Origin of the sequence: Stenotrophomonas sp. NPDC078853 (assembly GCF_044901215.1) — a bacterium.
Classification (GTDB): domain Bacteria; phylum Pseudomonadota; class Gammaproteobacteria; order Xanthomonadales; family Xanthomonadaceae; genus Stenotrophomonas; species Stenotrophomonas lacuserhaii.
Window position 1 is genome coordinate 34,543 of record NZ_JBJDOQ010000023.1, and the last position, 25,330, is coordinate 59,872.

Genomic DNA, 25,330 nt, shown 5'->3' on the forward strand with positions numbered 1-25,330 from the left:
GTGGCGGCAACGCGGTGCGATGTGCTGGTGATCGGCGCGGGCGCGGCCGGGCTGATGTGTGCGCTCACCGCCGGACAGCGCGGCCGCGTGGTACAGGTGATCGACCATGCCAACAAGGTCGGCAAGAAGATCCTGATGTCCGGCGGCGGCCGCTGCAACTTCACCAACACCGGCACCACCCCGGCCAACTTCGTGTCGGCCAACCCGCATTTCTGCAAATCCGCCTTGGCCCGCTACACGCCTGCGGACTTCATCGAGATGGTCGAGCGGCACCGCATCGCCTACCACGAGAAGGAACTCGGCCAGCTGTTCTGCGACGTGTCGTCCAAGCAGATCGTCAAGATGCTGGTGGATGAATGCGTGGAGGCCGGCGTGCAGGTCCGCACCGACTGCGCGGTGCAGCGGATCGAACGCGGCAGCGACGGCTTCCACGTGCAGACCACCCACGGGACGTTCTTCGCCGCCTCGCTGGTGGTGGCTACTGGCGGGCTGTCCATCCCCAGCCTGGGCGCCACCGGCTTCGGCTATGAGATCGCCAGGCAGTTTGGCCACGACGTACTGCCGACGCGCGCCGGACTGGTGCCGCTGACCCTCAGCGGCACCCACCAGCAACGTCTGGCGGACCTGTCCGGCGTGGCGCTGCCGGTGGAAGCGCGCAGCAACGGCATGGCCTTCCGCAACTCGCTGCTGATCACCCACCGCGGCATCAGCGGCCCGGCGATCCTGCAGATTTCGTCTTTCTGGCAACCTGGTGATGCGCTGGAACTGGACCTGCTGCCGGGCCAGGACGCCGAGCAGTGGCTGCGCGCGATGAAACGTGAGCGCCCGGACGCGGCCCTGCGCACCGTGCTGGCCGAGGTGCTGCCCAAGCGCCTGGCGCAGCGCCTGTGCGAGCACTGGCTGCCGGACCGTCCGGTCAAGCAGATCGATGAGCCACAACTGCGCCAGGCCGGCGCCCTGCTCGCCGGCTTCCCGCTGGTGGCCAGTGGCACCGAGGGCTACCGCACCGCCGAAGTCACCCTGGGCGGGGTGGACACCGCGCAGGTGTCCTCCTCCAGCTTCGAATCGCGCAAGGTGGCCGGCCTGTATTTCATCGGCGAGGTACTCGACGTCAGCGGTTGGCTGGGCGGCTACAACTTCCAATGGGCGTGGGCCAGCGGCCATGCCGCCGGCAGCGTGGCGTAGGGCCTGCGCATGGACCTGCGGGCGCGCATCGTGTATCTAATGGGCAGCTTGGGGAGCCTTTGAATGCAGAACTCGAATGACATCACGCTGCGCCTGGTGATCGTGGATGACAGCGGCGAGAACGCTGAAGCGATCGTCAGCGCGCTGCGCAACAGTGGCATCGCGGTGCGGCCTTCGCGGCCGCAGGACGTGGGCGAACTGGGGCAGGTGCTGGCGACGCAGCCGATCGACCTGGTGCTGGCCGCGCCGCAGCAGTCGATCAGCCTGCCGCAGGTCTCCCAGCAGATAGCCGCCAGCGGCAAGGACGTGCCGCTGATCCTGCTGGTGGACCACATCGAAGAGGACGCGCTGGTCGAAGCCAGCGCGCACGGCCTGCGCGCACTCGCGCTGCGGCCGCGGCCGGAACACCTGCTGGCGGTGGTGCGCGACCAGTGGATCGACCTGCAGGCACGTCGCGGCCTGCGCCGGATCGAGGCGCAGATGCGCGAGACCGAACGCCGCTGTGACGCGCTGATCGCTTCTTCGCGCGACCCCATCGCCTATATCCACGAGGGCATGCACATCCGCGCCAACGATGCCTACCTGGAGATGTTCGGGTTTGAAAGCTTCGACGACGTGGAAGGCATTTCGCTGCTGGACATGGTGGCCGCCCAGCACGTGGAAGGTTTCAAGCAGCTGCTGAAGGGCCTGAGCAAGGGCGAGGCGCCGCCGCCGCAGTACCAGATCGATGCCCGCCACCAGGATGGCAATGCGTTCGCGGCTACCATGGAGTTCACCAGTGCGAGCTACGAAGGCGAATCGTGCCTGCAGGTGGTGTTCCGCCGCCGGCTGGAACTGGACCCGGAGCTGGCCCGCGAAGTGGAGGAGCTGCGCCAGCGCGACCAGGTCACCGGCCTGCTCAACCGTCCCACCTTCATGGTGCAGGTGGAAAACGCTGTAGCCCAGGCCAGCCGCGGCGAAGGCCGTTCCGGCCTGCTGCTGGTCGAGCCGGACCATTACGCCCGTCTGCTGCCGGACATCGGGCTGGATTCAGCCGATGCGCTGATCGCCTCCATGGCCGCGTTGCTCAACGATACGGTCGGCAGCCAGGCGCAGCTGGCCCGCTTCGGCGAGCACAGCTTCGCGGTGCTGCTCGACGGTGCCTTTGCCGATACCGCAGCCTTGGCCGAACGCATCCGCAGCGCCTACGCCGCGCATGTGTTCAGCATCGGTGAGCGCTCGGCCACCGTCACCGTCAGCATCGGCGGCGTGCAGGTCGGCGAGAAGATCGCCAGCATCGGCCAAGTGCTGGCGCGCGCCACCACGTGCCTGCAGGCCGCGGCCGAGCTGGGCAACAGCGTGCGCATCTTCGACCCGGCCGCCACCGACCGGGTGGAGGAAGAGCGGATCGCACGCTGGGTCGCGCGCATCCGCGAAGCCGTGGAAGGCGATGGCTTCCAGCTGCATTACCAGCCGGTGCTGAACCTGCAGGGGGAATCACGCGAACTGTACGAGGCCTACCTGCGGCTGGACCACAACGGCGAGCTGATGAGCCCGGTCGCCTTCCTTGCCATCGCCGAGGAACACGGCCTGCTGGCCGACATCAACCGCTGGGTGGTGCGGCGCGCCATCGCCATCCTGGGCGAACGCCAGCGTGCCGGCCATGCCACCCACATGCTGGTGAAGATCACCCCGGAATCCTTCGCCGATCCGTTGTTGATCAGCACGCTGAAGCAGGAACTGCAGGCGCATGGCGTGCCCGGTGACCGGCTGTGGCTGCATGCCCCGGAATCCAAGGTCTTCACCCACCTGCGCAACGCCCAGCAGTTCCTGCAGGCGGTCGCCCCGCTGGGCTGCCGGATCGGGCTGGAGCAGTTCGGTTCGGGGCTGGATTCGTTCCAGCTGCTGGCGCATTTCCAGCCGCAGTTCCTGAAGCTGGATCGCGGCTTCACCCGCGACGCGGCGAGCACGCGCGAGAACTTCGACAAGATCAAGGAAATCACCGAACGCGCACAGGCAGCCAACATCGCCACCGTCGCCGAGTTCGTCACCGATGCCAACTCGATGACCCTGTTATTCAGCGCAGGGGTGGATTACGTGCAGGGTGAGTTCGTCGGCGAGGCTACGCCGCGGATGGACTTCGATTTCGGCTGAGGCATCCGGCCCCGGGTGGGTGACCGGTGGCTTCAGGTGGGTGACGACCGTTGGCTTCCGGTGGGTGACGACCGTTGGTCGTCACACCGTTGCAGGTGACGACCAAAAGTCGTCACCTGCCCGACTTCAGGTCATGTCGACCAGGTTGTCGATCTTCACGTCCGGATCCACGTCGGCGTCATAGTCCACGCCCTCCACGCCGAAGCCGAACAGGCGCAGGAAATCGGCCTTGTAGCCTTCCAGATCGCTGATCTCATACAGGTTCTCATCGGTCACCTGCGGCCACAATGCAAGCACTTCGGCCTGCACGCCCGGCGCCATTTCCTTGTAGTCCGCGCGCAGGCGGCCGGCATCGTCGATCAGCTCCACGTGGCGGCCCTCGGCATCGGTCAGGTCATGGCGCAAGCGCTCCGCCGCCTTGCCCTCGGCCTTGCCGCCGTAGAGGATGTCGTACAGCACGTCGAGCTGCTCGATGCAGCCCTCGTGGGTGCCCTTTTCCTTCATCACCTTGAACAGCAGCGACAGGTACAGCGGCATGGTCGGGATCGCCGAACTGGCCTGGGTGACCACTGCCTTCAGTACCGATACGCGGGCATCGCCGCCGATCGCGGCCAGCTTTTCGCGCAGGCCCAGCACCTTCTGGTCCAGGTCCTTCTTGGCCGCACCGATGCTGCCGTTCCAGTAGATCGCCTGGGTGATCTCTTCACCGACGTAGGTGAAGGCGGTGGTGGTGCAGCCGTCGGCCAGCACGCCGGCTGCAGCCAGCGCGTCGATCCACATCTGCCAGTCTTCCCCACCCATCACCGCCACGGTGCCGGCGATCTCTTCGTCGGTGGCCGGCTCCAGGTGGGTTTCGGTCAGCTTGACCTTGTCGGTGTCCAGGCCGCGCAGGGTGATCGGCGCGCCGATCGGCTTGAGCGTGGAGTTGATCACTTCGCCGGTCTTCGGATGCTTGCGGCGCGGTGACGCCAGGCTGTAGACCACCTGGTCGACCTGGCCGAGGTCGGCCTTGATCAGCGCGATGACCTGGTCCTTCACTTCATCGGAGAACGCATCGCCGTTCACGCTCTTGGCATACAGTCCGGCCTGGCCGGCGTACTTGTGGAACGCGGCCGAGTTGTACCAGCCGGCGCTGCCGGGCTTGGTCTCGCTGCCGGGCTTTTCGAAGAACACGCCCAGGGTGGCGGCGTCGCTGCCGAAAGCGGCGGTGATGCGCGCAGCCAGGCCGTAGCCGGTGGAGGCGCCGATCACCAGCACGCGCTTGGGACCGTTGACGATCTTCGGCCGGCTGCTGATGTAGTCGATCTGCTGCTTGACCGCCGCATCGCAGCCGGTGGGATGGGTGGTGACGCAGATGAAGCCGCGGACGCGCGGTTTGATGACCATGGATACCTCGGTGTGGGACAGGTGCGGTCGCGCTGGCGCGCGTGCACGAAACGCTGGAATCGTAGTGTGCGGGGGGAATATGCACAACCGACGGGGGCGTATGCAGCGCATGGTTCCGAGGGAGCTGCCGGGGCGGGATGGGACACGCCGCAAGTACGTCCTTGTAGGCTGCGTCGCCGCATCCATGCGGCTCAGCGTCCCACCCCGCCCCGGCAGCTCCCTCTCCTGACAGATTCCTCGTGCCCCGTGGCGTGTGCGGGGAGGAAAAAAGCAAAGAAAAAGCCGCACTTTCGTGCGGCTTTTCCGGTCTTTCCGGCTGCCTTTTTTATGGGCGGCGGGCCAGGGCTTCTTCGTCCTTGGCCTTGGGCAGCAGGTCCTGCTTGGTCACCGCCAGCACGCCCATGGTCAGCAGTGGGCAGGCGATGAAGATCGAGGACAGGGTGCCGATCACCGCGCCGATCATCTGGCTCAGGGCCAGCCCTTCCAGCGAACCGCCACCGTAGATGTACAGCGCCAGCACCGACAGGAAGAACACCAGCGAGGTGATGATGGTGCGCGACAGGGTCTGGTTGATCGAACGGTTCATGACTTCCAGCGGCTCGACGCGCAGGCTGCGGAAGTTCTCGCGGACTCGGTCGAACACCACGATGGTGTCGTTGATGGAGAAGCCCATCACCGACAGCAGGCCGGCCAGCACGGTCAGGTCGAACTCGCGGCCGCTGAAGGAGAAGTAGCCGGCCACCACCAGCACGTCGAACAGGGTGGTAATGATGGCCACCACCGCGAACTTCCACTCGAAGCGGAAACCGATGTAGATCAGGAAGCCGACCAGCACGAACAGCGCGGCGTACAGGCCGTTCAGGGCCAGCTCCTTGCCGACCTGCGGACCGACAAACTCCGAAGACAGCACGGTCGCTGCATTGCCTTCCAGCGATACCGCCGAGCGCACCGCCTCGGCCGTGCGGTTGTTGGCATCGCCGACGCTCTCGCCTTCGGCCTGGGCCTGTGGCTGCAGGCGGATCAGCAGGTCGCTGCCGCTGCCGAAGCTCTGGACCTGGGCGCCACCATATCCGGCGGTCTCCAGGTGCCCGCGCACCGCGTCTACATCGGCCGGGCGGTCAAAGCGCACTTCCACCACGGTCCCGCCGGTGAAATCCAATGCGTAGTTGAAGCCCTTGCCGATGATGCTGCCCAGCGCGGCGATGAACACCAGCGCGGCGATGCCGATGGCGATCCATCGGGTGCGCATGAAGTCGAACTTGGTGTCGTTCGGGATCAGGTGGAGCGGAAACAATTTCATGGTATCGATCCTTTTCCCGTCAGATGGCCAGGGTCTTGAGCTTCTTGCGGCTGCCGTACAACAGCACCGCAAGGGCGCGGGAAACGGTGATGGCGGTGAACATCGAGGCGAGGATGCCGACGATCATGGTCACGGCGAAACCCTTCAACGGACCGGTACCGAACGCATACAGCGCCACGCCGGCCAGCATGCCGGTCAGGTTCGCGTCGAGGATGGTGCCCGATGCTTTTTCGTAACCGGCCACGATGGCGGCCTTGGCGGGCATGCCCGCACGCAGCTCTTCGCGGATACGCTCGTTGATCAGCACGTTCGCATCCACCGACAGGCCGATCGACAACGCCAGGCCGGCAAAGCCCGGCAGGGTCATGGTGGCACCGAACAGCGACATCACCGCGACCACGATCAGCAGGTTGAACAGCATCGCCACCGAGGTGATGACGCCGAACATGCGGTAGTAGACGGTGAAGAACACCAGCGTGAACAGGAAGGCGAAGCCCACCGCGGTGACACCGCGCTGCACGTTCTCCGCACCCAGGCTGGGGCCGACGATCTTCTCTTCCACGAAGTCCATCGGCGCGGCGAGCGAGCCGGATTTGAGCAGCTTGGCCAGGTCTTCGGACTCACGCTTCTCCAGGCCGGTGGTCTGGAAGTTCTTGCCGAACACGCCGTTGATGTTGGCCACCGAAATGACCTCTTCCTTGACCCGGAAGCTGCGCACTTCCTTGCCATCCACGGTTTCAACGCTGGGGATGCGCTCGGTGTAGACCACCGCCATCGGCTTGTTCACGTTGGCGCTGGTGAAGTCGAACATGCGCTGTCCGCCGACATTGTTCAGCGTCACGCTGACCGCCGCCGAACCGTTCTGGTCGGTAGTGGCCTGGGCTGCGACCATCTGGTCACCGGTGACGATCACGCGCTTGGCCAGCAACACCGGGCCGCGGTTGTCGCGCAGCTGGTAGACCTTGGCTTCGGGCGGAATGCGGCCGGTGGCGACGGCGTCCTGCGCGTTGCCTTCGATGACCGCGCGGTATTCCAGGGTGGCGGTGGCACCGATCATGCGCTTGGCTTCGGCGGTGTCCTGCACGCCAGGCAGCTGCACGACCACGCGGTCGGCACCCTGGCGCTGGATGATCGGCTCGGCCACGCCGAGCTGGTTGACGCGGTTGCGCAGCGTATTGACGTTCTGCTCGATGGCACCGTTGGCGATGGCGGCCAGTTCGGCGTCGGGCAGGCTGACGATCACCCGGTTGCCGGTGACTTCAAAGCCCAGCGTCGGCTGCGACTTGAACAGCGCATCACGGGCACGCAGTCCAGCGCCCTCGCCTGCGCTCGGGCTCAGGTTGGCGACGATGGTGTTGTCCGCGCGGCGCTCGACCGACTGGTACGGAATACGCGCATCCCGCAGGGTGGTACGCACGTCTTCGGTGTAGCTGTCCAGGCGCTTGTCCAGCGCGGCCTTCTGGTCCACCTGCAGCACGAAATGCACGCCGCCCTGCAGATCCAGGCCCAGCGTCATCGGCCGCGCGCCCAGGTTCGACAGCCAGTCCGGCACGGTGGAGGCCAGGTTCAGCGCCACCACGTAATCCTCGCCGACGCTCTGCTTGAGCACGTCGTTGGCGGCGGTCTGCGCCTGGATGTCGGACAGGCGGACGATCAGGCTGTCGCCTTCCACCTCGGCCGCCATCGGGGTGACACCGGCCTGCTTGAGGTCGGCCAGCACGCGGTCACGCAGCGCTGAATCCACCAGGCCGCCGCGGTTGGCGGTGATCTGGATGGCCGGATCCTTCTGGTAGATGTTGGGCAGCGCATACAACGTACTGATCGCAAGGACGATCAGGATGACGAAGTACTTCCAGCGTGGAAATTCGAGCATTGCGAGGTTCCCGCGCGGCGCCATCCCCGGCGCCGCGGTTGTGCTTCAGAAAAGGGAGTGGATCAGACAGCCGACTTCAGGGTACCGGCCGGCAGCACGTTGCCGACAGCGCCCTTCTGCACGCGGATGCGCACGTTGTCAGCCACTTCCAGGGTGACGAAGTTGTCGCCGATGTCGGTGACCACGCCGGCGATGCCACCGTTGGTCAGCACTTCGTCGCCGCGCTTGATCTTCTCCAGCATGGCCTTGTGTTCCTTCTGCCGCTTCATCTGCGGGCGGATCATCAGGAAGTACATGATGGCGATCAGGATGACCGGGAACAGCAGGGTGGTCATGGTGAAGCCCTGCGGTTGGCCGCCGGCAGCCTGGGCGTGGGCGGCGGGAATCAGGAAAGCAAGCAGGTTCATCGTGGAGTCCTTTGGTTGGGCGGCGCTCCGGTGCCACGAGTGGCCGGGCGCGACCGCAGATCGGTGTCAGCCGTGAAGTATGCCACGGGCCCAGGGATTCGTCCTTGGGCCCTTCGGCAGGGGGCGGCCGCTCAAAGCGGCGGGACGGCAGCCCCCCGGGCTGCGTAGAAAGACCCACGGAAGGCCTCGAAGGTTCCCGCGGCGATGGCGGCGCGCATGTCGGCCATCAGCTTCTCGTAATAGAACAGGTTGTGGAGGGTGCCCAGCATCGGCGCCAGCATTTCATTGCAGCGGTCCAGGTGGCGCAGGTAGGAGCGGGTATAACCGCCGCTGCAGGCGAAGCAGCCGCAGCCCGGTTCGATCGGGTCCATGTCGCGCTCGTAGCGGGCGTTGCGGATGCGGACGGTGCCGAAGGAGGTGAAATAGTGGCCGTTGCGCGCGTTGCGCGTGGGCATCACGCAGTCGAACATGTCCACGCCGCGGGCCACGCCTTCCACCAGGTCTTCCGGCCGGCCCACGCCCATCAGGTAGCGCGGGCGGTCTGCCGGCAGCACCGGATCCAGGTGGTCCAGCATGGCGTTGCGTTCATGCTCGGGTTCGCCCACGGCCAGCCCGCCGATGGCGTAGCCGTCGAAACCGATCTGCTGCAGGGCCTCGGCAGAGCGGCTGCGCAGGTCGGTATGCACTCCGCCCTGGACGATGCCGAACAGCGCGGCATCGTTGCCCAGGCCATCGTGGGCATCGCGCGAACGCTGGGCCCAGCGCAGGCTGAGCTCCATCGAGCGGCGCGCGACGTCTTCGGTGGCCGGGTACGGCGTGCATTCGTCGAAGATCATCACCACGTCCGAATCCAGCACCTTCTGGATCTTCATGCTTTCCTCCGGACCGAGGAAAACCCGGGCGCCGTCGGTGGGCGAGGCGAAGGTCACGCCCTGTTCGGTGATCTTGCGGCGATGTGCCAGCGAGAACACCTGGAATCCGCCGGAGTCGGTCAGGATCGGGCCATCCCAGCGCGCGAAGCCGTGCAGGCCGCCGTGGTCGGCGATGACATCCAGGCCCGGGCGCAGGTACAGGTGGAAGGTATTGCCCAGGATGATTTCCGCGCCCAGGGCGCGCACCTGGTCGGGGAAGATGCCCTTGACCGAGCCATAGGTACCAACCGGCATGAACGCGGGGGTTTCCACGGTTCCGCGCGGGAAGGTCAGGCGGCCACGGCGGGCACGGCCATCAGTGGTCTGGAGCTGGAACTGCAGTCGGGACATGGTGCGGTTGTTCGGGACAGATAGCTTTGTATTGTCTCGCACTTTTCGGTTTACCGCGAAAGGCGTGGCGCCCTGGATGTCTGCCAGGGGCGCGGGCGGGGCAGGCTGCACGGGACACGCCGTGAACCCGTCCATGGGGGCTCCCGTTCGGCTCCTGCCTCACAGGGTCCCGTGCAACCTGCCCCACCCACGCCTTCCGGATTCCGCGCCCGCCGCGGTGGCCGGCCGCAGGCCGGCCGCTTTTCATCCCCCACCCACCGCACGGGCGCTCCTTGCCGGCCGCGCGCATGAACGTGTCAGGAGCCAGCGGATGGGGGCAGGCAGGACGCTTGGAGCCCCGGATGGGCGGAAAGCAGCCCCCATGGATGGGTTCACGGCGTGTCCTGCCTGCCCCCATCCGCTGGCTCGGCCCGGATCAGGGAGTCACGCAGACCAGCAGAAAACCGCTCAGCCCTGCGGGAACAACAACATCGCATCGCCGTAGCTGAAGAAGCGGTAGCGCTGCTCGATCGCATGCCGGTACGCTTCGAACACCCGCTCCTTGCCCGCGAACGCGGAAATCATCATCAACAGCGTGCTCTCCGGCAGATGGAAATTGGTCACCATCGCATCCACGCTGCGGATCCGGTAGCCGGGGGTGATGAAGATCTGGGTCTCCCCGGCGAACGGCAGCAGCTCGCCATCGCGCATCGCGCTTTCCAGCGCCCGCACCACCGTGGTCCCCACCCCGATCACCCGGCCACCGGCCTCGCGCGTGCGCCGCACCTGCTGCACCAGCTCGGCGCCGACGTTCAGCCATTCGCGGTGCATCACATGGTCTTTCAGATCGTCCGCGCGGACCGGCTGGAAGGTGCCTGCGCCCACATGCAGGGTGACATGGCCAAAGCCCACGCCCTTGGCCTGCAGCGCGGCCAGCAGCGCATCATCGAAATGCAGGCCGGCGGTCGGCGCGGCAACCGCACCGATCTCGCGGGCAAACACGGTCTGGTAGCGCTCGCGATCGTCCAGCCCAGGCTCGCGCTGGATATACGGCGGCAACGGCAGCCGCCCGGCATGCAGCAACCACTGCTCCAGCGCTTCGGGCACATGGAACTGCAGCACGTAGAACTCGCCATCGCGGCCCAGCACTTCTACTTCGCCACCGGCGTCCAGGGCGATCCTGCTGCCCGGCTTGGGGGTCTTGCTGGCCCCCACCTGCGCCCTTGCCTGCTGCGCGCCCAGCAGGCGTTCGATCAGGATCTCCACCCGGCCGCCGGTCGCTTTCTGGCCGAACAGCCGCGCCGGGATCACCCGGGTATCGTTGAACACCAGCAGATCACCTTCGCGCAGCAGCGCGGACAGGTCGCGCACATGCGCATCCTGCAGTGCGCCTGGCGCCGGCGGCACCAGCAGCAGGCGGCTGGCCGAGCGCTCCGGCAGCGGCGCCTGGGCAATCAGTTCAGCGGGAAGGTCGTAATGGAAATCGGACTTCTTCAAGGGAACACACAGCAACAGGTCGGCAATGGCGCGCATTGTACGACCGGCCACCGATGGACAACGTAGTTGGCGGCAAACGCCCGCGAAAATGCTGCCATGCAGCAGCGAACGGACGGGGTTATCGCGCAAAAAACCGCGTGCTAGCATCGAAACGGAAGTCCGAATGCACGAGCCATGACCCGACGCGCGCGCTTGCCGCGCGTTGTGCTTTTACGGGGCCGTGCGACCTATCGTTTCAGGAGATCTGCAATGAGCTTCATCGAACGCCTCGCCCCCCTCCGCGCCCAGCCCGGCACCCGCCTGACCACCGGCCTGGATGACGCCACGCTGGAGCGTCTTGCCGCCTCCCACCCCGCGCTGGTGGCAGCGGCGGATGCCGCCGCAGCCGAATTTTCCCGCCTCCAGGGTGAGCTGGGCGAGCTGCTGGCGCTGGACGAACAGGCCCAGATCGACGCCATGCAGGACGGCTTCATCAACTTCTATGCCGACGATGCGGTGACGCCGTATGTCGCCTTGACCGCACGCGGCCCGTGGGTGGTCACGCTCAAGGGCGCGGTGCTGTACGACGCCGGCGGCTACGGCATGCTCGGCTTCGGCCACACCCCCGATGCGGTGCTGGAGGCGATGTCGCAGCCGCAGGTGATGGCCAACATCATGACACCGAGCCTGTCCCAGCAGCGCTTCGTCAAGGCGCTGCGGGCGGAGATCGGCCATCGCCGTGGCGGTTGTCCGTTCACCCGTTTCATGTGCCTCAATTCCGGTTCGGAAGCGGTCGGCCTGGCCGCGCGCATCGCCGATGTGAACAGCAAACTGCAGACCGATCCGGGCGCCCCGCATGCCGGTGCCGCGGTCAAGCGGGTGGTGATCAAGGGCAGCTTCCACGGCCGCACCGACCGCCCTGCCCTGTACTCCGATTCCAGCCGGCGCACCTACCAGCAGCACCTGGCCAGCTATCGCAACGAAGACTCGGTGATCGCCATCGCCCCGTATGACGAAGCCGCCCTGCGCGCGGTGTTCGACGAGGCAACGCGCAGCAACTGGTTCATCGAAGCGGTGTTCCTGGAGCCGGTGATGGGCGAAGGCGATCCGGGCCGCTCGGTACCGCCGGCGTTCTATGCGCTGGCCCGCGAACTGACCCGCTCCCACGGCAGTCTGCTGCTGATCGACTCCATCCAGGCCGGCCTGCGCGCCCACGGTGTGCTGTCGGTGGTGGATTACCCCGGCTTCGAAGGCCTGGATGCGCCGGACATGGAAACGTACTCAAAGGCGCTGAATGCCGCCCAGTACCCGCTGTCGGTGCTGGCAGTGAACGAACGCACCGCGCAGCTGTATCGCAAGGGCATCTACGGCAACACCATGACCAGCAATCCGCGTGCGCTGGACGTTGCCTGCGCCACGCTGGCCCAGCTCACCCCGGAAGTGCGCGGCAACATCGCCGAGCGTGGCCGGGAGGCACTGCGCCGGCTGGAAAAGCTCAAGGACGAACTGGGCGGGCTGATCACCAAGGTGCAGGGCACCGGCCTGCTGTTCTCCTGCGAACTGGCTCCGCAGTTCAAGTGCTACGGCGCCGGTTCCACCGAAGAATGGCTGCGCCGCCAGGGCGTCAATGTGATCCACGGCGGTGAGCGCTCGCTGCGCTTCACCCCGCACTTCGGCATGGACAGCAGCGAGCTGGAACTGCTGGTCGGCATGGTCGGCCGTGCCCTGCGCGAAGGCCCGCGCCGCGAGCAGGCCCAGGCCGCCTGAACCCCGCCTCCGCTGGCACCGGGCAGCATCCGGTACCAGCAGGTAAAATGCGCACGAACCCCCAACCCGCACCCCGCCCCCGGCGGGGCGCTTTCGTTTCAAGGAATCCCGATGAAGTCCCTCTGTGTTTACTGCGGCTCCAACGCAGGCAGCAAGCCGATCTATACCGAACGCGCGATCGCGCTGGGTGACCGCATCGCCCGTGACGGCCTGCGCCTGGTCTACGGCGGCGGCAACGTCGGCCTGATGGGCACGGTGGCCAATGCCGCGCTGGAAGCAGGCGGCGAAGTCACCGGCGTGATCCCGCAGCAGCTGGCGGACTGGGAAGTCGCGCACCGCGGCCTGACCACGCTGGAAGTGGTCGGTTCCATGCACGAACGCAAGTCGCGCATGTTCGAGCTCTCCGACGCTTTCGTCGCACTGCCCGGTGGCTTCGGCACCATGGAAGAAATCTTCGAGATGCTGACCTGGCGCCAGCTCGGCATCGGCAACAAGCCGTGCGCCTTCCTGGACGTGGACGGATTCTACGCCCCGCTGATCGGGATGATCGACCGCATGGTCGAAGAGCGCTTCCTGCATCCAGCCCAGCGCGCCGACCTCTGGTACGGTTCGGACATTGGGGCGATGCTGGACTGGATGCGCAGCTACGAGCCCGCGCAGGCCTCCAAGTGGATCGACGAGAAGCGCCGCAACGCCCTGGTCTAACGCGGTGCCGGACGGCCCAGCAGGTAGCCCTGGCCGTAGTCGCAGCCCAGGTCCAGCAGGATCTGGCGCTGGCTTTCGGTTTCTATGCCCTCGGCGATGGTGTTGATGCCGAGCGTGCGCGCCAGTGACACCACGCCTTCCACCAGCGCCAGCGTGCTCTGCGCTTCCGGGCCGTTGAGCCCGGCGATGAAGCTCTGATCGATCTTCAACGTGGAAATCGGGAATCGGTGCAGGTAGGACAGCGCCGAGAAGCCCGTGCCGAAATCATCCAGCTGCACCAGGATGCCGCGTTCGCGCAGCGCCTGCAGCACGCGCAGGGTGCGCGGACCCTCATCGAGCAGGGCCACTTCGGTGATCTCCAGGCGCAGCCGGTGCGGGTCGGCGTCGAAGGCTTCGATCAAACCGAACAACCGGTTGCTGAACTCGGCCGAGCGGAAATGCCGCGGTGATACGTTGACCGATACATAGCCGGTGCCGCCGCGCGACAGGCCGGCGATTACCTGCTCGTAGATCAGCCAGTCCACCTGCTCGATCAGGCCACTGCCCTCGCCGAGGTCCAGGAACGCGCCCGGCAACAGCATCCCGCGGGTCTCGTGCTGCCAGCGCAACAGCGCCTCATGGCCTACCACCACGCCATCGGTGAGCCGCACGATGGGCTGGTAGTACGGCAGGAAGTCCTGGTTGATGATCGCCCGGCGCAGGTCCGATTCCAGGTCCAGGCTGCGCATCGCCTGCTCGCGCATGTCCTCGTCGAAGATCGCGCAGCGGTCGTGGCCCTGCGCCTTGGCGCGGTACATCGCCGCATCTGCATCCCGCAGCAGCTCTTCGCCGCGCTGGTAACGCGCATTCCACAGTGCGATGCCCAGGCTGCCCGAAGGGAACAGCTCGCGCCCGGCCACCCACATCGACTCCTGCAGCGCCAGCAGCATGCGCTGGGAGAACTCCAACGCCTGCGCCAAGCCGTGTGGGCACTGCAGCAGGATGGCGAACTCATCCCCGCCCAGCCGTGCCACCACGTTGTCCGGACCCAGCATCGAGACGATGCGCTTGGCCACCTCGACCAGCATCTGGTCACCGGCGGCATGGCCAATGCTGTCGTTGACCAGCTTGAAGCGGTCCAGGTCCAGGAACAGCACCGCGAACTCCCCGCCCTCGCCCTTGCGTGCGCGCAGCAGCGCATCTTCCAGGCGATCCAGCAGGTGGATGCGATTGGGCAGGCCGGTCAGGCCATCGTGCATGGCCTGGTGGGTCAACCGCTGCTCGGCGCGCAGCCGTTCGGCGATCTGCCCCAGCAGCTTCTCATTCACTTCGCCCAGTTCGCGGGTGCGTTCCTCCACGCGTTGTTCCAGTCCGGCATGGGCCAGCCGCAGCCGCTCCTGGTCGCGCTGCCGCGCCAGTCCTGCGCCGATGTTCTGCGCCACGAAGGTCAACAGGCGCTGGTCGTGCGCGGTGAAGGCCACGTCCGGGCTGTAGCTCTGCACCACGATCACCCCGACCACTTCGTCATCGCGGAGCAGGGGCACGCCAAGCCAGCACTGCGAGCGCACGCCCGACTCGCGCACCTTGCCGGCCTCGATCATCGCGTCGATGTCCGCGCGTGCGGCCAGCAGCGGTCGCCGCTCGCGCACTACGTGTTCGGTCAGCCCCTGGCTGAAGGCGCGCGGCGCGCGCGTGACCGTGTATTCGTCGACCGAGTAGACGAATTCCAGCCCATCGCCCGCCTCGTTGACCAGGGCGATGTAGAAATTGCGCGCATCCAGCAGGGTGCCGACGATGCCATGGACCTGCGCATGGAACTGCGACAGGCTTTCGGCCTGCATCGCCAGTTCGGCGATGCCATACAGCGCGGCCTGCAGCTTTTCGGCACGGCGACGTTCGAAGACCTCATCCTGCAGGCTGCGGTTGGCGCGCTGCAGCTCCAGCGTGCGTCGTTCCACCTGCCGCTCCAGCTGCACCTGCGCCTGGCGCCGGTCCATCGCCGTGCGCACGTGCTGGGCGACGAAGCCGAGCAGCGCGCGGTCCGCCTCGCCATAGCGGTCATGCTGGTCGTAGCTCTGCACCACGATCGCCCCGCACACGCGGCCTTCGCGCAGCATCGGCACGCCCAGCCAATCCAGGCTTTCCGGCCCACGCCAGTGCTGCCCGTCCTGGCCCACGCTGGCCAGCAACTGGCGCGAGGGGCCACTGAGCGGGTGCCCATGCTGCAACAGTGCGAAGGTCAGGCTCCCGGGTAGCTCGCTTTCGGCATAAGCACGCGAAGGATCGGCGATGAAATCATCGATCTGGTCGGCGAAGTACAGGAAGCGGATGGTCTGCCGGATATCGTCATATTCGACGATGAAACAGTTGTGCGCGTACATCAGCGTGTTGAGGACGCGATGGACATGCCGCAGCATCTCGGCCATTTCCAGCTCGGCCCCGGACAGATCGGCGATCTCATACAGCGCCTGCTGCAGCCGCTTGGCATCTTCAAGGGCGTGGATCTGGCCGGCCTGGCGGGCCTGCTGCAGCCCCAGTTGAAGCGCTTCGCGGGCGACCGACCACCAGCCCGCGGGCACCGCTGCGCCTTCGACACGCAGCCCGATGCGCGCACCGTCGTGCTGCCATTGCTCGTGCTGCGCCTGCTGCGGCCCGGCCGCGCGCAATGACGGCATCGCCTGCGGCCGATGGCATTGGCTCCCCTGCCCTAGCAGCGGATCGTCCCAGTCCACCCACAGACAGGCGTGGCCCGGCAACAGGCCACACAGGGCCTCCAGCAAGCCGCTGGTCACCACCGCATTGCCCGGTGTTTCCATCGTGGGTGCAACGATCTGACTGGACAACATGACGACCCCATGGCGCGGGAACTCCCGACACCTCCCCTGTGCGCGGAGCATAGCGCTTTCCGCGACCTGAATTTGTCGCGCCGCAACCCCGTTCCGCCCCTGCGCGCGTTGACGCTCCGGACATGCCCATTCCTGCTCCCCCGGCCACCTCCCTGCGCCCCCTGATGAGCGGCTATGCGCCGCCGCGGGCAGGCCTTACCCTGTCCCCCGTGGATACCGCCGCCCTGCCAACCGATGAAGCCTTGATGCTGGCCTGGGCCGGCGGCGACCTGCCCGCCTTCCAGGCGCTGTACGAGCGCCACCGCAGGCGCCTGCACGGGTTCCTGCTGCGCCAGCTGCGCGACCCCGGCCTGGCCGAGGAAATGTTCCAGGACGTGTGGCAGCGGGTGATCGCCGCCCGCGCCGGTTGGCAACCGGACGCCGCCTTCAGCACCTGGCTGTTCCGCATCGCGCATAACCGCCTGAACGATCATTGGCGCGCGGCGCGCCACCGGCCACCCGCACCGGCTGACGCCGAAGCACGGGTGGAAGCGGTGGTCGACGGCCACACCCCGGAAACCGAACTGAGCGGCTTCGAACAACGGCGCCGGGTGCAGCAGGCGATGGATGCGCTGCCGGCGGAGCAACGCGAGGTGCTGCTGCTTCGACTGGAGCAGGAACTCAGCCTGGAGGAGATCGCCGAGGTCACCGGCGTCGGCCGGGAAACGGTGAAGTCGCGCCTGCGCTATGCGATGGACAAACTGCGTGCAGGATTGGCCCCATGAACAGCCGCGATCCCCTCACCCCTGAAGAGCGCGAACTGGCCCGGCTGCTGGGTGGCCGGCTGGACAAGGCACCTCCGCCCGCCGTGGATGCCGCCGTGCTTGCCGCCGCGCGGGCATCGGTGCAGTCCGCGCCCGCCGGGCAGGATGCCGAGCCCGTGGGCGCGGACGACGCACCGGCGCAGGCCCAGCGTCGGCAGCATCGTCGTGCGCGTTGGCCGACGGTGGCGGGCATCGCCGCGTCGGTGGTTTTCGCCGTCGGCCTGGCCTGGCAGATGCAGCCGCAGCGGGAGCCGCCGCCGGCCCCATCGCTGCAGGAGCTGGCCACGCCCGCTCCCCGCCCGGAAGCTGATCCACCTGCGCCACGACCCATCGCAGACACAGCACCTGCAACGCCTGGCAATGCCGCCACGCAGCGCGCGCAACCGAAGCCAGCGCCGAGGCCGCCCGTGCAGGCGCAGGCACCGGAGGCACCGGAGCAGGCAACCGCGCCCACCCAGGTGGACGCTGCGCCCGTGCCGCAGGCGTTCCGCGCACGCGCAGCGGAATCGGCGCGCATGGCCCCATCGCGGCCGGCGCCGCCAGCCGCACCTGCAGCGGCGGTGATGGCCGCACCCGCGCCTGCCGCGGAGGCGTTCGCCAAGCCCGCACGCACGCCGAAGGACACCGCCGCGCAGGACACCGCCGAGGTAGCTGCTGCGACGGCATCGGCACCACTGAGTGCAGCGGCGGTGCACCAGGAAGTGGAGGCCGATGCACGGCTCACGCGGCGGCAGTGGCTGCAGAAGATCCGCCATCGTCGCGACGCCGGTGACGTGGATATGGCGCGGGCCAGCCTGGAGCGGTATCTCGCCCAGTATCCGGAAACCCGGCTGCCGCGCGACCTGCAGCCGCTGCTCGCCGATTGACTCCGCACCCTGGTCGGCACGTGCGTGGCGTGCGCACGGTAAGATCGCAGGGATGCTCGATACCCTCGCCGCTGCCGTCGACCACTGCCTGGAGATCAAGCACAGTCGTTTCCTGGCCCACGCCGCGCCGATCCGTGATGCCGGCCACGCCCTGGAGTTCCTGGGGCAGGTCGCCGTGGCCGATGCCACGCACAACTGCTGGGCCTACCGGCATGGCAATGAGTACCGTTCCAGCGATGACGGCGAGCCATCAGGCACCGCCGGTCGCCCGATCCTGGCGGCCATCGACGGCCAGGGTTTCGACCGGGTCATGGTGGTGGTCACCCGCTGGTATGGCGGCATCAAGCTGGGCGCCGGCGGGCTGGTGCGCGCCTACGGCGGTACCGCCGCCGAGTGCCTGCGGACCGCGCCGCGTGAGCCGCTGGTGGCGCTGGCACACCTGCAGATCCACGCGCCGTTCGAGGACCTGGGCGCACTGCACGCCGCCCTCGCCGCTCACCTGGCGGTCAAGCAGGAAGAAACCTTCACCGCCGATGGCGCCAGCATGCGGCTCGAACTGCCGGCCGACCAGTGCGATGCATTGAAAACGCGCCTGCGCGACGCCACCCGTAACCGGGTACGCCTGCACTCTCCTTCCGAGCCCCCCCCTGATGACTGACACCGACGCGTCCCGCCCCGCCCTCAAGCGCCTTGGCAGCCTGGGTACGCTGTGGCCTTTCGTGCGCCGCCACGTGGGGTTGTTCAGTGCCTGGCTGGTGGCGTTGGCGGTGTCCTCGGCGGCCACGCTCAGCCTGCCACCGGCGGTCAAGCAGATGATCGACCATGGCTTCACCGGAGGCGGCCAGATCAACCGCGCCTTCGCCTTGCTGATGGGGGTGGCGGTGGTGATGGCGCTGGCGACCGCCGCGCGTTTCTTCTTCGTCTCGCTGCTCGGCGAAAAGGTCGTCGCCGACCTGCGCGCGCAGCTGTACGGCCACCTGATCACGCTCGGCGCCGGCTTCCATGACCGCAATCGCAGTGGTGAACTGGTCTCGCGCCTGACCGCCGACAGCGAACTGCTGCGCAGCGTGATCGGCTCCACCATGTCGGTGGCCCTGCGCAGCAGCGTCACCGTGGTCGGCAGCCTGGTGATGCTGTTCGTGACCAGCCCGCGGCTGGCCGCCTGGGCACTGCTCGGGATTCCGCTGGCGGTACTGCCGATCGTGCTGGGTGCGCGCCGCCTGCGCGGGATTTCGCGCGACAGCCAGGACCGCATCGCCGACGCCAACAGCCTGGCCGCTGAAACCCTGGGCGCAGTCCGCACCGTACAGTCACACGCACGCGAGCCCTACGAACGCGGCCGCTTCGACCATGCGCTGAAAGACGCGATCGGTGCTGCCCGGCGACGCATCCGCGCGCAGTCGCTGGTCACCGCCAGTGCCATCCTGCTGGTGTTCGGCGCCATCGTCGGCGTGCTCTGGCTGGGCGCGCACGACGTGATCGCCGGTCGACTGTCTGCCGGTACGCTCGGCCAGTTCGTGCTGTACGCGCTGATCGGTGGCGGCTCGGTGGGGGCGCTGGCCGAAGTGTGGAACGAACTGCAGCGCGCGTCCGGCGGCATGGGGCGCATCAGTGAACTGCTGCAGGAAGACATTGAGATCCGCGCGCCGGCCTCGCCGGCGGTGTTGCCGGTTCCAATGCGCGGCGAGATCCGTTTCGACGACGTGGTGTTCCACTACCCGCAGCGCCCTGACACTGCCGCGCTGGAGCATTTCAGCCTGCACGTGCGGCACGGCGAAACGGTCGCGCTGGTGGGCCCTTCCGGTGCCGGCAAGAGCACCGTGCTGCAGCTGCTGCTGCGTTTCCACGATCCGCGCTCCGGTGCGTTGAGCGTGGACGGCATCGACCTGCGCGCGATGGATCCAGCGGCGCTGCGCGCGCAGCTGGCGCTGGTGCCGCAGCAGCCCACCCTGTTCGCCGCCAGCGCGCGCGACAACATCCGCTATGGACGGCTGGACGCCAGCGATGCCGAGGTGGAAGCCGCTGCCCGCGCCGCCGAAGCCGACGAGTTCCTGCGTGCGCTGCCGGAAGGGTATGACAGCGAGCTGGGCGAGCGTGGCGCACGCCTGTCCGGTGGCCAGCAGCAGCGCATCGCCATCGCCCGCGCCCTGTTGAAGGATGCCCCTATCCTGTTGCTGGACGAAGCGACCAGCGCGCTGGACGCGCAGAGCGAACGGGCCGTGCAGCAGGCGCTCGAACGCCTGATGGCAGGCCGCACCACGCTGGTGATCGCGCATCGCCTGGCGACCATCCTCAAGGCCGACCGCATCGTGGTGATGGACCACGGCCGCATCATCGCCCAGGGCACCCACGAACAGCTGCTGGCCGAAGGCGGCCTGTACGCGGAACTGGCTCGCCTGCAGTTCATCGACTGACCACGCGCGGATAACAAGCGGCGGCGCACGCTTGCCCCGCAGACCCGTGGAGTGAAGGAGGTAGACGATGTCGTTCCGTCAGTTTCCCGCGACCGATTCCAATGGCGAAAGCCGCATCATCATCGAGTTCAAGCCGGAAGATGCATCCGCGCAGGACCAGCGCGCCGAGCCACGTTACGAACTGGAGGATGGGCGTGTGCTGGTGCGCAGCGGGCGAGAGTTCGTGACGCCCGGCGGCGATGTCCGGTTGAGCATCTGAGCGGTCGAACGGGTGTGACCCCCTCGCGGCGGGCTGCCAGAAGCAGGCATCGTGCTTGGCGACGGGTGGGCGGGGTTGGCAGGACACGCCGCAAGTACGTCCGTGTAGGCTGCGTCGCCGCATCCATGCGGCTCAGCGTCCTGCCAACCCCGCCCGCCCGTCGCCCTGACAGGTTCCGGTGGCCGCTCGCCGCGCAATGAAAAAAGAAAAGCGGTAGCGCCGACCCATGGTCGGCGAGCGCAGCGGGCCGTCGCCGGGAACATTCCGCCGACCATGGGTCGGCGCTACCAATGCCCGCCTGTCAGAAAACCTCGACACCTGGTGGCGTAATTTTCGCCACCCATCTTGACAGCGTTTGGCCGCAAGGGCTGCGGCCTGTTATCCACATGTTTGTGCGACAACCATCCACACCGCCTGTGGATGAAACCGTCAGCGTGCCAGTACCCGGCCGATCCCGCTGTCGTCCACTTCGGCCGCCGCCGCGGCGATCGCCATGTCGCTGCTGCCGGGCACGAAACCGATTCGGAAATGGACTTCGCCACCGGGCGTGCGCGAAGAATGGATCGAGGCCAGGCTGACCTGGTGCTGCTCGAACACGTGCAGCAACGCGCGCAGCGATCCGGCACGATCTTCGGGCAGGTGTACCGACAACGACTGGCGTTCGGTCAGGTCGGCCAGCAGGTAACCCACGCGTTCAAAGGTGTAGTTGCCATCGGCAAGCACCTGTTCGCCGAACGCATCACGATTGGCCTGCAACATCTGCTGGCGAAACCCCGCGCGTGCCGCGTCGTCGCCCTGATGCACCTGCACCTGCAACTGCTGCAGCTGGCCGATCAAGCGCTCCAGCATCGGCGCCACGTGCGGATTACCGAACTGGATATCCTCGTAGATCGCCGGGTTCAACGACAGTATCCGCGAGATGATCGCCGTATCCAGCTCGAAGGACGCGGAGCGATACGGCAGCAGCGCGGAAAGATCGCCAAGTTCGGCCGCGTAGCCGCGCAACACGCCGGCCTGCGCCAGGTGCCCCGCATGCACCATCGCCTGCACCAGCGCCATCACCTTGTCGTGGTGGGCCGGGGTGGCACGCACGCACTCGGCCTGCAGGGCCGCGCACAGTTCATTGAGCCACGGCTGCCAGCGCTGCACGCGGGCTTCGCAGACCACCATCACCCTGCCCTTCAACGTCGGCGATTTGGGCGGCGCGGTCATTGGATGCAGGCCCACGACGTCCGCCTGCGAGGCCAGCATCGCCTGCACCGGGGCCTCTTTCACCGAGGTGACGTCCAGCCACAATCGACCCGCTTCGCGACCCGCCGATGCCTGCACGTACTCGGCAATCAGCGCGGGCGTATGCCGGATCGGCGCCGAGAACAACAGCACGTCGGCCTGTTCCAGCAACTGCCCTGGCGTGTGCGAGGCGGCGTCGGCAGGATCATGGCCGATCACCTGCAGCTGCATGTGTTCTTCGAAGAACCGGGTCAGCCAGCGGCCGTAGGCGCCCGCGCTGCCGACGATGCCGATCACCTGTGGCGACGCGCTCATTCCAGCTGCTCCACGGCGAACCGGTGCGGCTGCGCCAGCGCTGCGGGTGCGGCGGCATGCACGTCGAACTCTTCGTGGCCGTTGGCCAGCGTCGCTTCCAGTGCCGCATGGGTGCCCGACACGGCGCGGCTTATCGCCTGCTGCATGTCCTCGCCGCGCAGCAGGAACGCCACGATCAAGGCCATCAGCACATCGCCGGTGCCGGCCACGTCCACCGGCAACAGCGGCGAGGTCCAGCGCCAGATGCCGGACGCGCTCACCGCCAGCGTCACCAGTTCGCCCCCGTCCCCGGAAACGCTGTGCGCCAACACCCACGTCGGCCCCCGGCCCAGCAGCACGCGGGCGGCGGCAATGGCGTCGTCCTGCGCCAGCGCGGGCATGCCGGTCAGGCGGCCCAGTTCGAACGCATTGGGCGTGACCAGCCAGGCGTGCGGCAACAGGCGCTCGGCAAACACTTTTTCCAGGCCGGGTTCGACGTAGGGACCGGTGTGGGTATCGCCGATCACCGGATCCAGGCAGTAACGCAGTTGCGGGCACGTCAGCAGGGTCTGATCGAGCCAATCCGCGAACGCCGCGCCGTTGTCGACGCTGCCGAAATAGCCGGACACCAGCATCCGCGCCCGCTGCGGCAGGCCGCGCTCGCTGGCACCGCGCAGCAGATCGGCAAACCAGTCCGCCGGCAGCACGCGCCCGCGGGTGGTGTCATAGAACGGGGCGTTGCTCAGCAGCGTGGTCGGCACTTCTGCCACGCGCAGGCCCAGTGCGCGCAGCGGAGGTGCTGCGGCGCTGTTGCCGGCGTGGCCGTAGACAAGCTGGGACTGGACCGAAATGACATCGACCGGCGACGGGCCGTCCGGGCGCTGGCGACGGCCGTGGACCAGGTGGTTTTCGAGGGATTCGCTCATCCCTTCATTTTACGCCCGTGACGACCAGCGGTCGTCACCCACCGGAAGTGCAAGGACAGGACGGCCAGCGGCCGTCACTACCGGACCGGTAGCGCCGAGCCGTGCTCGGCGAGCGCAGCGGCAAAAGCCACAGCGTGACGACCAACGGTCGTCACCCACCAGAGCAACTACCAAGCGTCAGGACGTCATCCGGTCCCAGAAACCCTTGACGCCATCGATGAACGTCGCCGACTTCGGCGAGTGCTTGCGGGCGTCTTCGCCGACAAAAGTGGCTTCGAACTGTTCCATCAGCTTGCGCTGGTCCGGCGTCAGGTTGACCGGGGTTTCCACCACCACGCGGCAGTAAAGGTCGCCTTCGCTGCGGCTGCGCACCGAACGCACACCCTTGCCGCGCAGGCGGAACAGCTTGCCGGTCTGGGTTTCAGCCGGAATGCGGATTTCCGCCTCACCGCCCAGCGTGGCCACGCGGATGCTGTCGCCCAGCGAGGCCTGCGAAATACGGATCGGCACTTCGCAGTGCAGGTCATCGCCATCGCGCTGGAAGATGGCGTGCTCGCGCACCCGCACTTCCACGTACAGATCGCCGGGCTGGGTGCCGGCTGGACCGGCTTCGCCTTCACCGGCCAGGCGGATGCGGTCGCCGGTATCCACGCCTGCAGGCACCTTGACCGACAGCACCTTGTCTTCTTCCACGCGGCCATTGCCGTGGCAGGTCTTGCACGGCTGGGCGATGGTCTGCCCGCGCCCGTTGCAGTGGTGGCACGCCTGCTGCATCGCGAAGATGCCACGCTGGATGCGCACCTGGCCGCGGCCGTGGCAGACGCTGCAGGTTTCCACCTTGCCGTCTTCCGAACCGCTGCCATCGCAGTCGCCGCACTCGGCCAGGGTCGGGATCTCGATGCGGCGCTCGATGCCCCGCACCGCTTCTTCCAGGTCCAGCTCCATCACGTAACCGATGTCGGCCCCGCGACGTGCCTGGCGTGGACCACCGGCGCCACCTCCGAAAATATTGCCGAAGATGTCGCCGAAAATGTCATTCATGTCCGGACCACCCGGACCACCGCCGCCACCGCCCATGCCGTGTTCGAACGCAGCATGCCCGTGGGCGTCGTACATCCGGCGCTTGTTGCCGTCGGACAGGGTTTCGTAGGCTTCCTTGCACTCCTTGAACGCCGCTTCGGCGGCCGCATCACCCGGGTTGCGATCGGGATGGTGCTTCATCGCACAGCGGCGGTAGGCCTTCTTAAGCTCTTCATCAGTGGCAGTGCGGGCAACGCCCAGGACTTCGTAATAATCGCGCTTGCTCATGGAGTGGATCGCTTTCCGGTACGTCGGGATTCGTCAAAGCAGAAAAGCGGACAAGGTCCGCTCCTGCGTCGGGCGCCCCGACTCGCCTTGCGGCGGCCAGGACCCTGATGCGACGACGGGACGCTGCGCAAGGCAACGTCCCGCGTCGGTCTGGATCAGGACTTCTTGTCGTCCTTTACTTCGGTGAACTCGGCATCGACGACGTCGTCGTGCTTGGCACCGGCGCCGGCGTCGGCCCCCGGGGTGCCGCCCTGGTCACCGGCCGAAGCGGCGGCGAACAGCGCCTGACCGGCTTCTTCCAGTGCCTTCGAGCGCGACTCGATCTGCGCCTTGTCGTCACCCTTCATCGCCGTTTCCAGGTCGGCCAGTGCTGCCTCGACCTTGCCGATCACATCGCCACCGACCTTGCTGCCGTGTTCGGTGATCGCCGAACGGGTGCCGTGGATCAGCGCATCGGCCTGGTTGCGGGCCTGCACCAGTTCCTGGAACTTCTTGTCTTCTTCGCGGTTGGCTTCGGCATCGGCCACCATCCGCGCGATCTCGTCCTCGGACAGGCCCGAACCGGCCTTGATCTCGACCTTCTGTTCCTTGTTGGTCTTCTTGTCCTTAGCCGACACGTGCAGGATGCCGTTGGCGTCGATGTCGAAGGACACTTCCACCTGCGGCAGGCCGCGCGGTGCCGGCTCGATGCCGGACAGGTCGAACTTGGCCAGCGACTTGTTGAAGCGGGCCTGCTCGCGCTCACCCTGCAGCACGTGCACCGTCACCGCCGACTGGTTGTCCTCGGCGGTGGAGAACACCTGCGAGGCCTTGGTCGGGATGGTGGTGTTCTTTTCGATGATCTTGGTGAACACACCGCCCATGGTTTCGATACCCAGCGACAGCGGGGTCACGTCCAGCAGCAGCACGTCCTTGACGTCGCCGCCGAGCAC

The 25,330-nt window shown here is 67.2% G+C and carries 20 protein-coding genes; 9 read left to right on the forward strand and 11 right to left on the reverse strand.

Going from position 1 to position 25,330, the window contains the following annotated elements; translation table 11 throughout:
• Nucleotides 1–1,185 (forward strand): NAD(P)/FAD-dependent oxidoreductase, encoded by a 1,185-nt coding sequence (locus ACI2JH_RS18105; protein WP_404736853.1) that lies wholly within the window; start codon nucleotides 1–3, stop codon nucleotides 1,183–1,185.
• Between the two features lie 63 nt (nucleotides 1,186–1,248).
• Nucleotides 1,249–3,318 carry an EAL domain-containing protein gene (locus tag ACI2JH_RS18110; RefSeq protein WP_182655623.1) on the forward strand — a complete coding sequence of 690 codons (2,070 nt, stop codon included), beginning with the start codon at nucleotides 1,249–1,251 and terminating at the stop codon, nucleotides 3,316–3,318.
• 126 nt (nucleotides 3,319–3,444) lie between these two features.
• On the opposite strand, the gene fabV is transcribed toward ACI2JH_RS18110, so the two are convergent.
• The 6 genes from fabV to queA all read right to left on the reverse strand — a co-directional run bounded on the left by fabV (nucleotide 3,445) and on the right by queA (nucleotide 11,058).
• Entirely contained in the window at nucleotides 3,445–4,704 is a 1,260-nt protein-coding gene (gene fabV / locus ACI2JH_RS18115) for an enoyl-ACP reductase FabV (RefSeq protein WP_404736854.1), read from the reverse strand.
• A 325-nt stretch (nucleotides 4,705–5,029) separates the two neighbouring features.
• Entirely contained in the window at nucleotides 5,030–6,004 is a 975-nt protein-coding gene (secF, locus tag ACI2JH_RS18120; protein WP_101099745.1) for a protein translocase subunit SecF, read from the reverse strand.
• Between the two features lie 19 nt (nucleotides 6,005–6,023).
• Nucleotides 6,024–7,877, reverse strand: coding sequence for a protein translocase subunit SecD (secD, locus tag ACI2JH_RS18125; RefSeq protein WP_191768969.1), 1,854 nt, complete (start codon nucleotides 7,875–7,877; stop codon nucleotides 6,024–6,026).
• 62 nt (nucleotides 7,878–7,939) lie between these two features.
• Nucleotides 7,940–8,284, reverse strand: coding sequence for a preprotein translocase subunit YajC (gene yajC, locus ACI2JH_RS18130; RefSeq protein WP_042615071.1), 345 nt, complete (start codon nucleotides 8,282–8,284; stop codon nucleotides 7,940–7,942).
• Between the two features lie 131 nt (nucleotides 8,285–8,415).
• Nucleotides 8,416–9,546, reverse strand: a complete 1,131-nt coding sequence (gene tgt, locus ACI2JH_RS18135; protein ID WP_182655619.1) for a tRNA guanosine(34) transglycosylase Tgt — start codon at nucleotides 9,544–9,546, stop codon at nucleotides 8,416–8,418.
• A gap of 447 nt (nucleotides 9,547–9,993) precedes the next feature.
• Nucleotides 9,994–11,058, reverse strand: a complete 1,065-nt coding sequence (gene queA, locus ACI2JH_RS18140) for a tRNA preQ1(34) S-adenosylmethionine ribosyltransferase-isomerase QueA (protein WP_404736855.1) — start codon at nucleotides 11,056–11,058, stop codon at nucleotides 9,994–9,996.
• Between the two features lie 213 nt (nucleotides 11,059–11,271).
• Here queA and ACI2JH_RS18145 point away from each other — a divergent pair, with 213 nt between their 5' ends.
• Complete coding sequence (locus ACI2JH_RS18145; RefSeq protein WP_404736856.1) at nucleotides 11,272–12,768, forward strand: aminotransferase class III-fold pyridoxal phosphate-dependent enzyme; 1,497 nt, start codon at nucleotides 11,272–11,274, stop codon at nucleotides 12,766–12,768.
• Nucleotides 12,769–12,879: 111 nt separating this feature from the next.
• Nucleotides 12,880–13,473 (forward strand): TIGR00730 family Rossman fold protein, encoded by a 594-nt coding sequence (locus tag ACI2JH_RS18150; RefSeq protein ID WP_101099739.1) that lies wholly within the window; start codon nucleotides 12,880–12,882, stop codon nucleotides 13,471–13,473.
• On the opposite strand, the gene ACI2JH_RS18155 is transcribed toward ACI2JH_RS18150, so the two are convergent.
• Nucleotides 13,470–16,298 carry an EAL domain-containing protein gene (locus tag ACI2JH_RS18155; protein ID WP_404736857.1) on the reverse strand — a complete coding sequence of 943 codons (2,829 nt, stop codon included), beginning with the start codon at nucleotides 16,296–16,298 and terminating at the stop codon, nucleotides 13,470–13,472. The two genes, ACI2JH_RS18150 and ACI2JH_RS18155, sit on opposite strands and share 4 nt — an antisense overlap.
• A gap of 122 nt (nucleotides 16,299–16,420) precedes the next feature.
• Between ACI2JH_RS18155 and ACI2JH_RS18160 the strand changes: the two genes are divergently transcribed.
• From ACI2JH_RS18160 to ACI2JH_RS18180, 5 genes are all read left to right on the forward strand, one after another.
• Complete coding sequence (locus ACI2JH_RS18160; protein WP_404736858.1) at nucleotides 16,421–17,062, forward strand: RNA polymerase sigma factor; 642 nt, start codon at nucleotides 16,421–16,423, stop codon at nucleotides 17,060–17,062.
• Nucleotides 17,059–17,967, forward strand: coding sequence for a hypothetical protein (locus tag ACI2JH_RS18165; protein WP_404736859.1), 909 nt, complete (start codon nucleotides 17,059–17,061; stop codon nucleotides 17,965–17,967). Before ACI2JH_RS18160 ends, ACI2JH_RS18165 begins: the two co-directional genes overlap by 4 nt.
• A 52-nt stretch (nucleotides 17,968–18,019) precedes the next feature.
• Nucleotides 18,020–18,625: an IMPACT family protein gene (locus tag ACI2JH_RS18170; protein ID WP_404736860.1), complete on the forward strand. Its 606-nt coding sequence runs from the start codon at nucleotides 18,020–18,022 to the stop codon at nucleotides 18,623–18,625.
• Nucleotides 18,618–20,381: an ABC transporter transmembrane domain-containing protein gene (locus tag ACI2JH_RS18175; RefSeq protein WP_404736861.1), complete on the forward strand. Its 1,764-nt coding sequence runs from the start codon at nucleotides 18,618–18,620 to the stop codon at nucleotides 20,379–20,381. The genes ACI2JH_RS18170 and ACI2JH_RS18175 overlap by 8 nt, the downstream gene beginning before the upstream one ends.
• 67 nt (nucleotides 20,382–20,448) lie before the next feature.
• A complete protein-coding gene (locus ACI2JH_RS18180) occupies nucleotides 20,449–20,640 on the forward strand; it encodes a hypothetical protein (protein ID WP_319277496.1) in 192 nt (63 codons plus the stop codon).
• Nucleotides 20,641–21,069: 429 nt separating this feature from the next.
• On the opposite strand, the gene ACI2JH_RS18185 is transcribed toward ACI2JH_RS18180, so the two are convergent.
• The 4 genes from ACI2JH_RS18185 to ACI2JH_RS18200 form a co-directional block, all read right to left on the reverse strand.
• The gene (locus ACI2JH_RS18185; RefSeq protein ID WP_404736862.1) at nucleotides 21,070–22,185 is read right to left on the reverse strand and encodes a prephenate dehydrogenase; all 1,116 of its coding nucleotides are present in this window, start codon (nucleotides 22,183–22,185) and stop codon (nucleotides 21,070–21,072) included.
• A complete protein-coding gene (pdxY, locus tag ACI2JH_RS18190) occupies nucleotides 22,182–23,090 on the reverse strand; it encodes a pyridoxal kinase (protein ID WP_404736863.1) in 909 nt (302 codons plus the stop codon). The genes ACI2JH_RS18185 and pdxY overlap by 4 nt, the downstream gene beginning before the upstream one ends.
• Before the next feature lie 177 nt (nucleotides 23,091–23,267).
• The gene (gene dnaJ, locus ACI2JH_RS18195) at nucleotides 23,268–24,398 is read right to left on the reverse strand and encodes a molecular chaperone DnaJ (RefSeq protein WP_182655610.1); all 1,131 of its coding nucleotides are present in this window, start codon (nucleotides 24,396–24,398) and stop codon (nucleotides 23,268–23,270) included.
• Between the two features lie 155 nt (nucleotides 24,399–24,553).
• Nucleotides 24,554–25,330, reverse strand: a 777-nt coding sequence (locus ACI2JH_RS18200; protein ID WP_404736864.1) for an Hsp70 family protein, incomplete at its 5' end; no start/stop codon positions are given.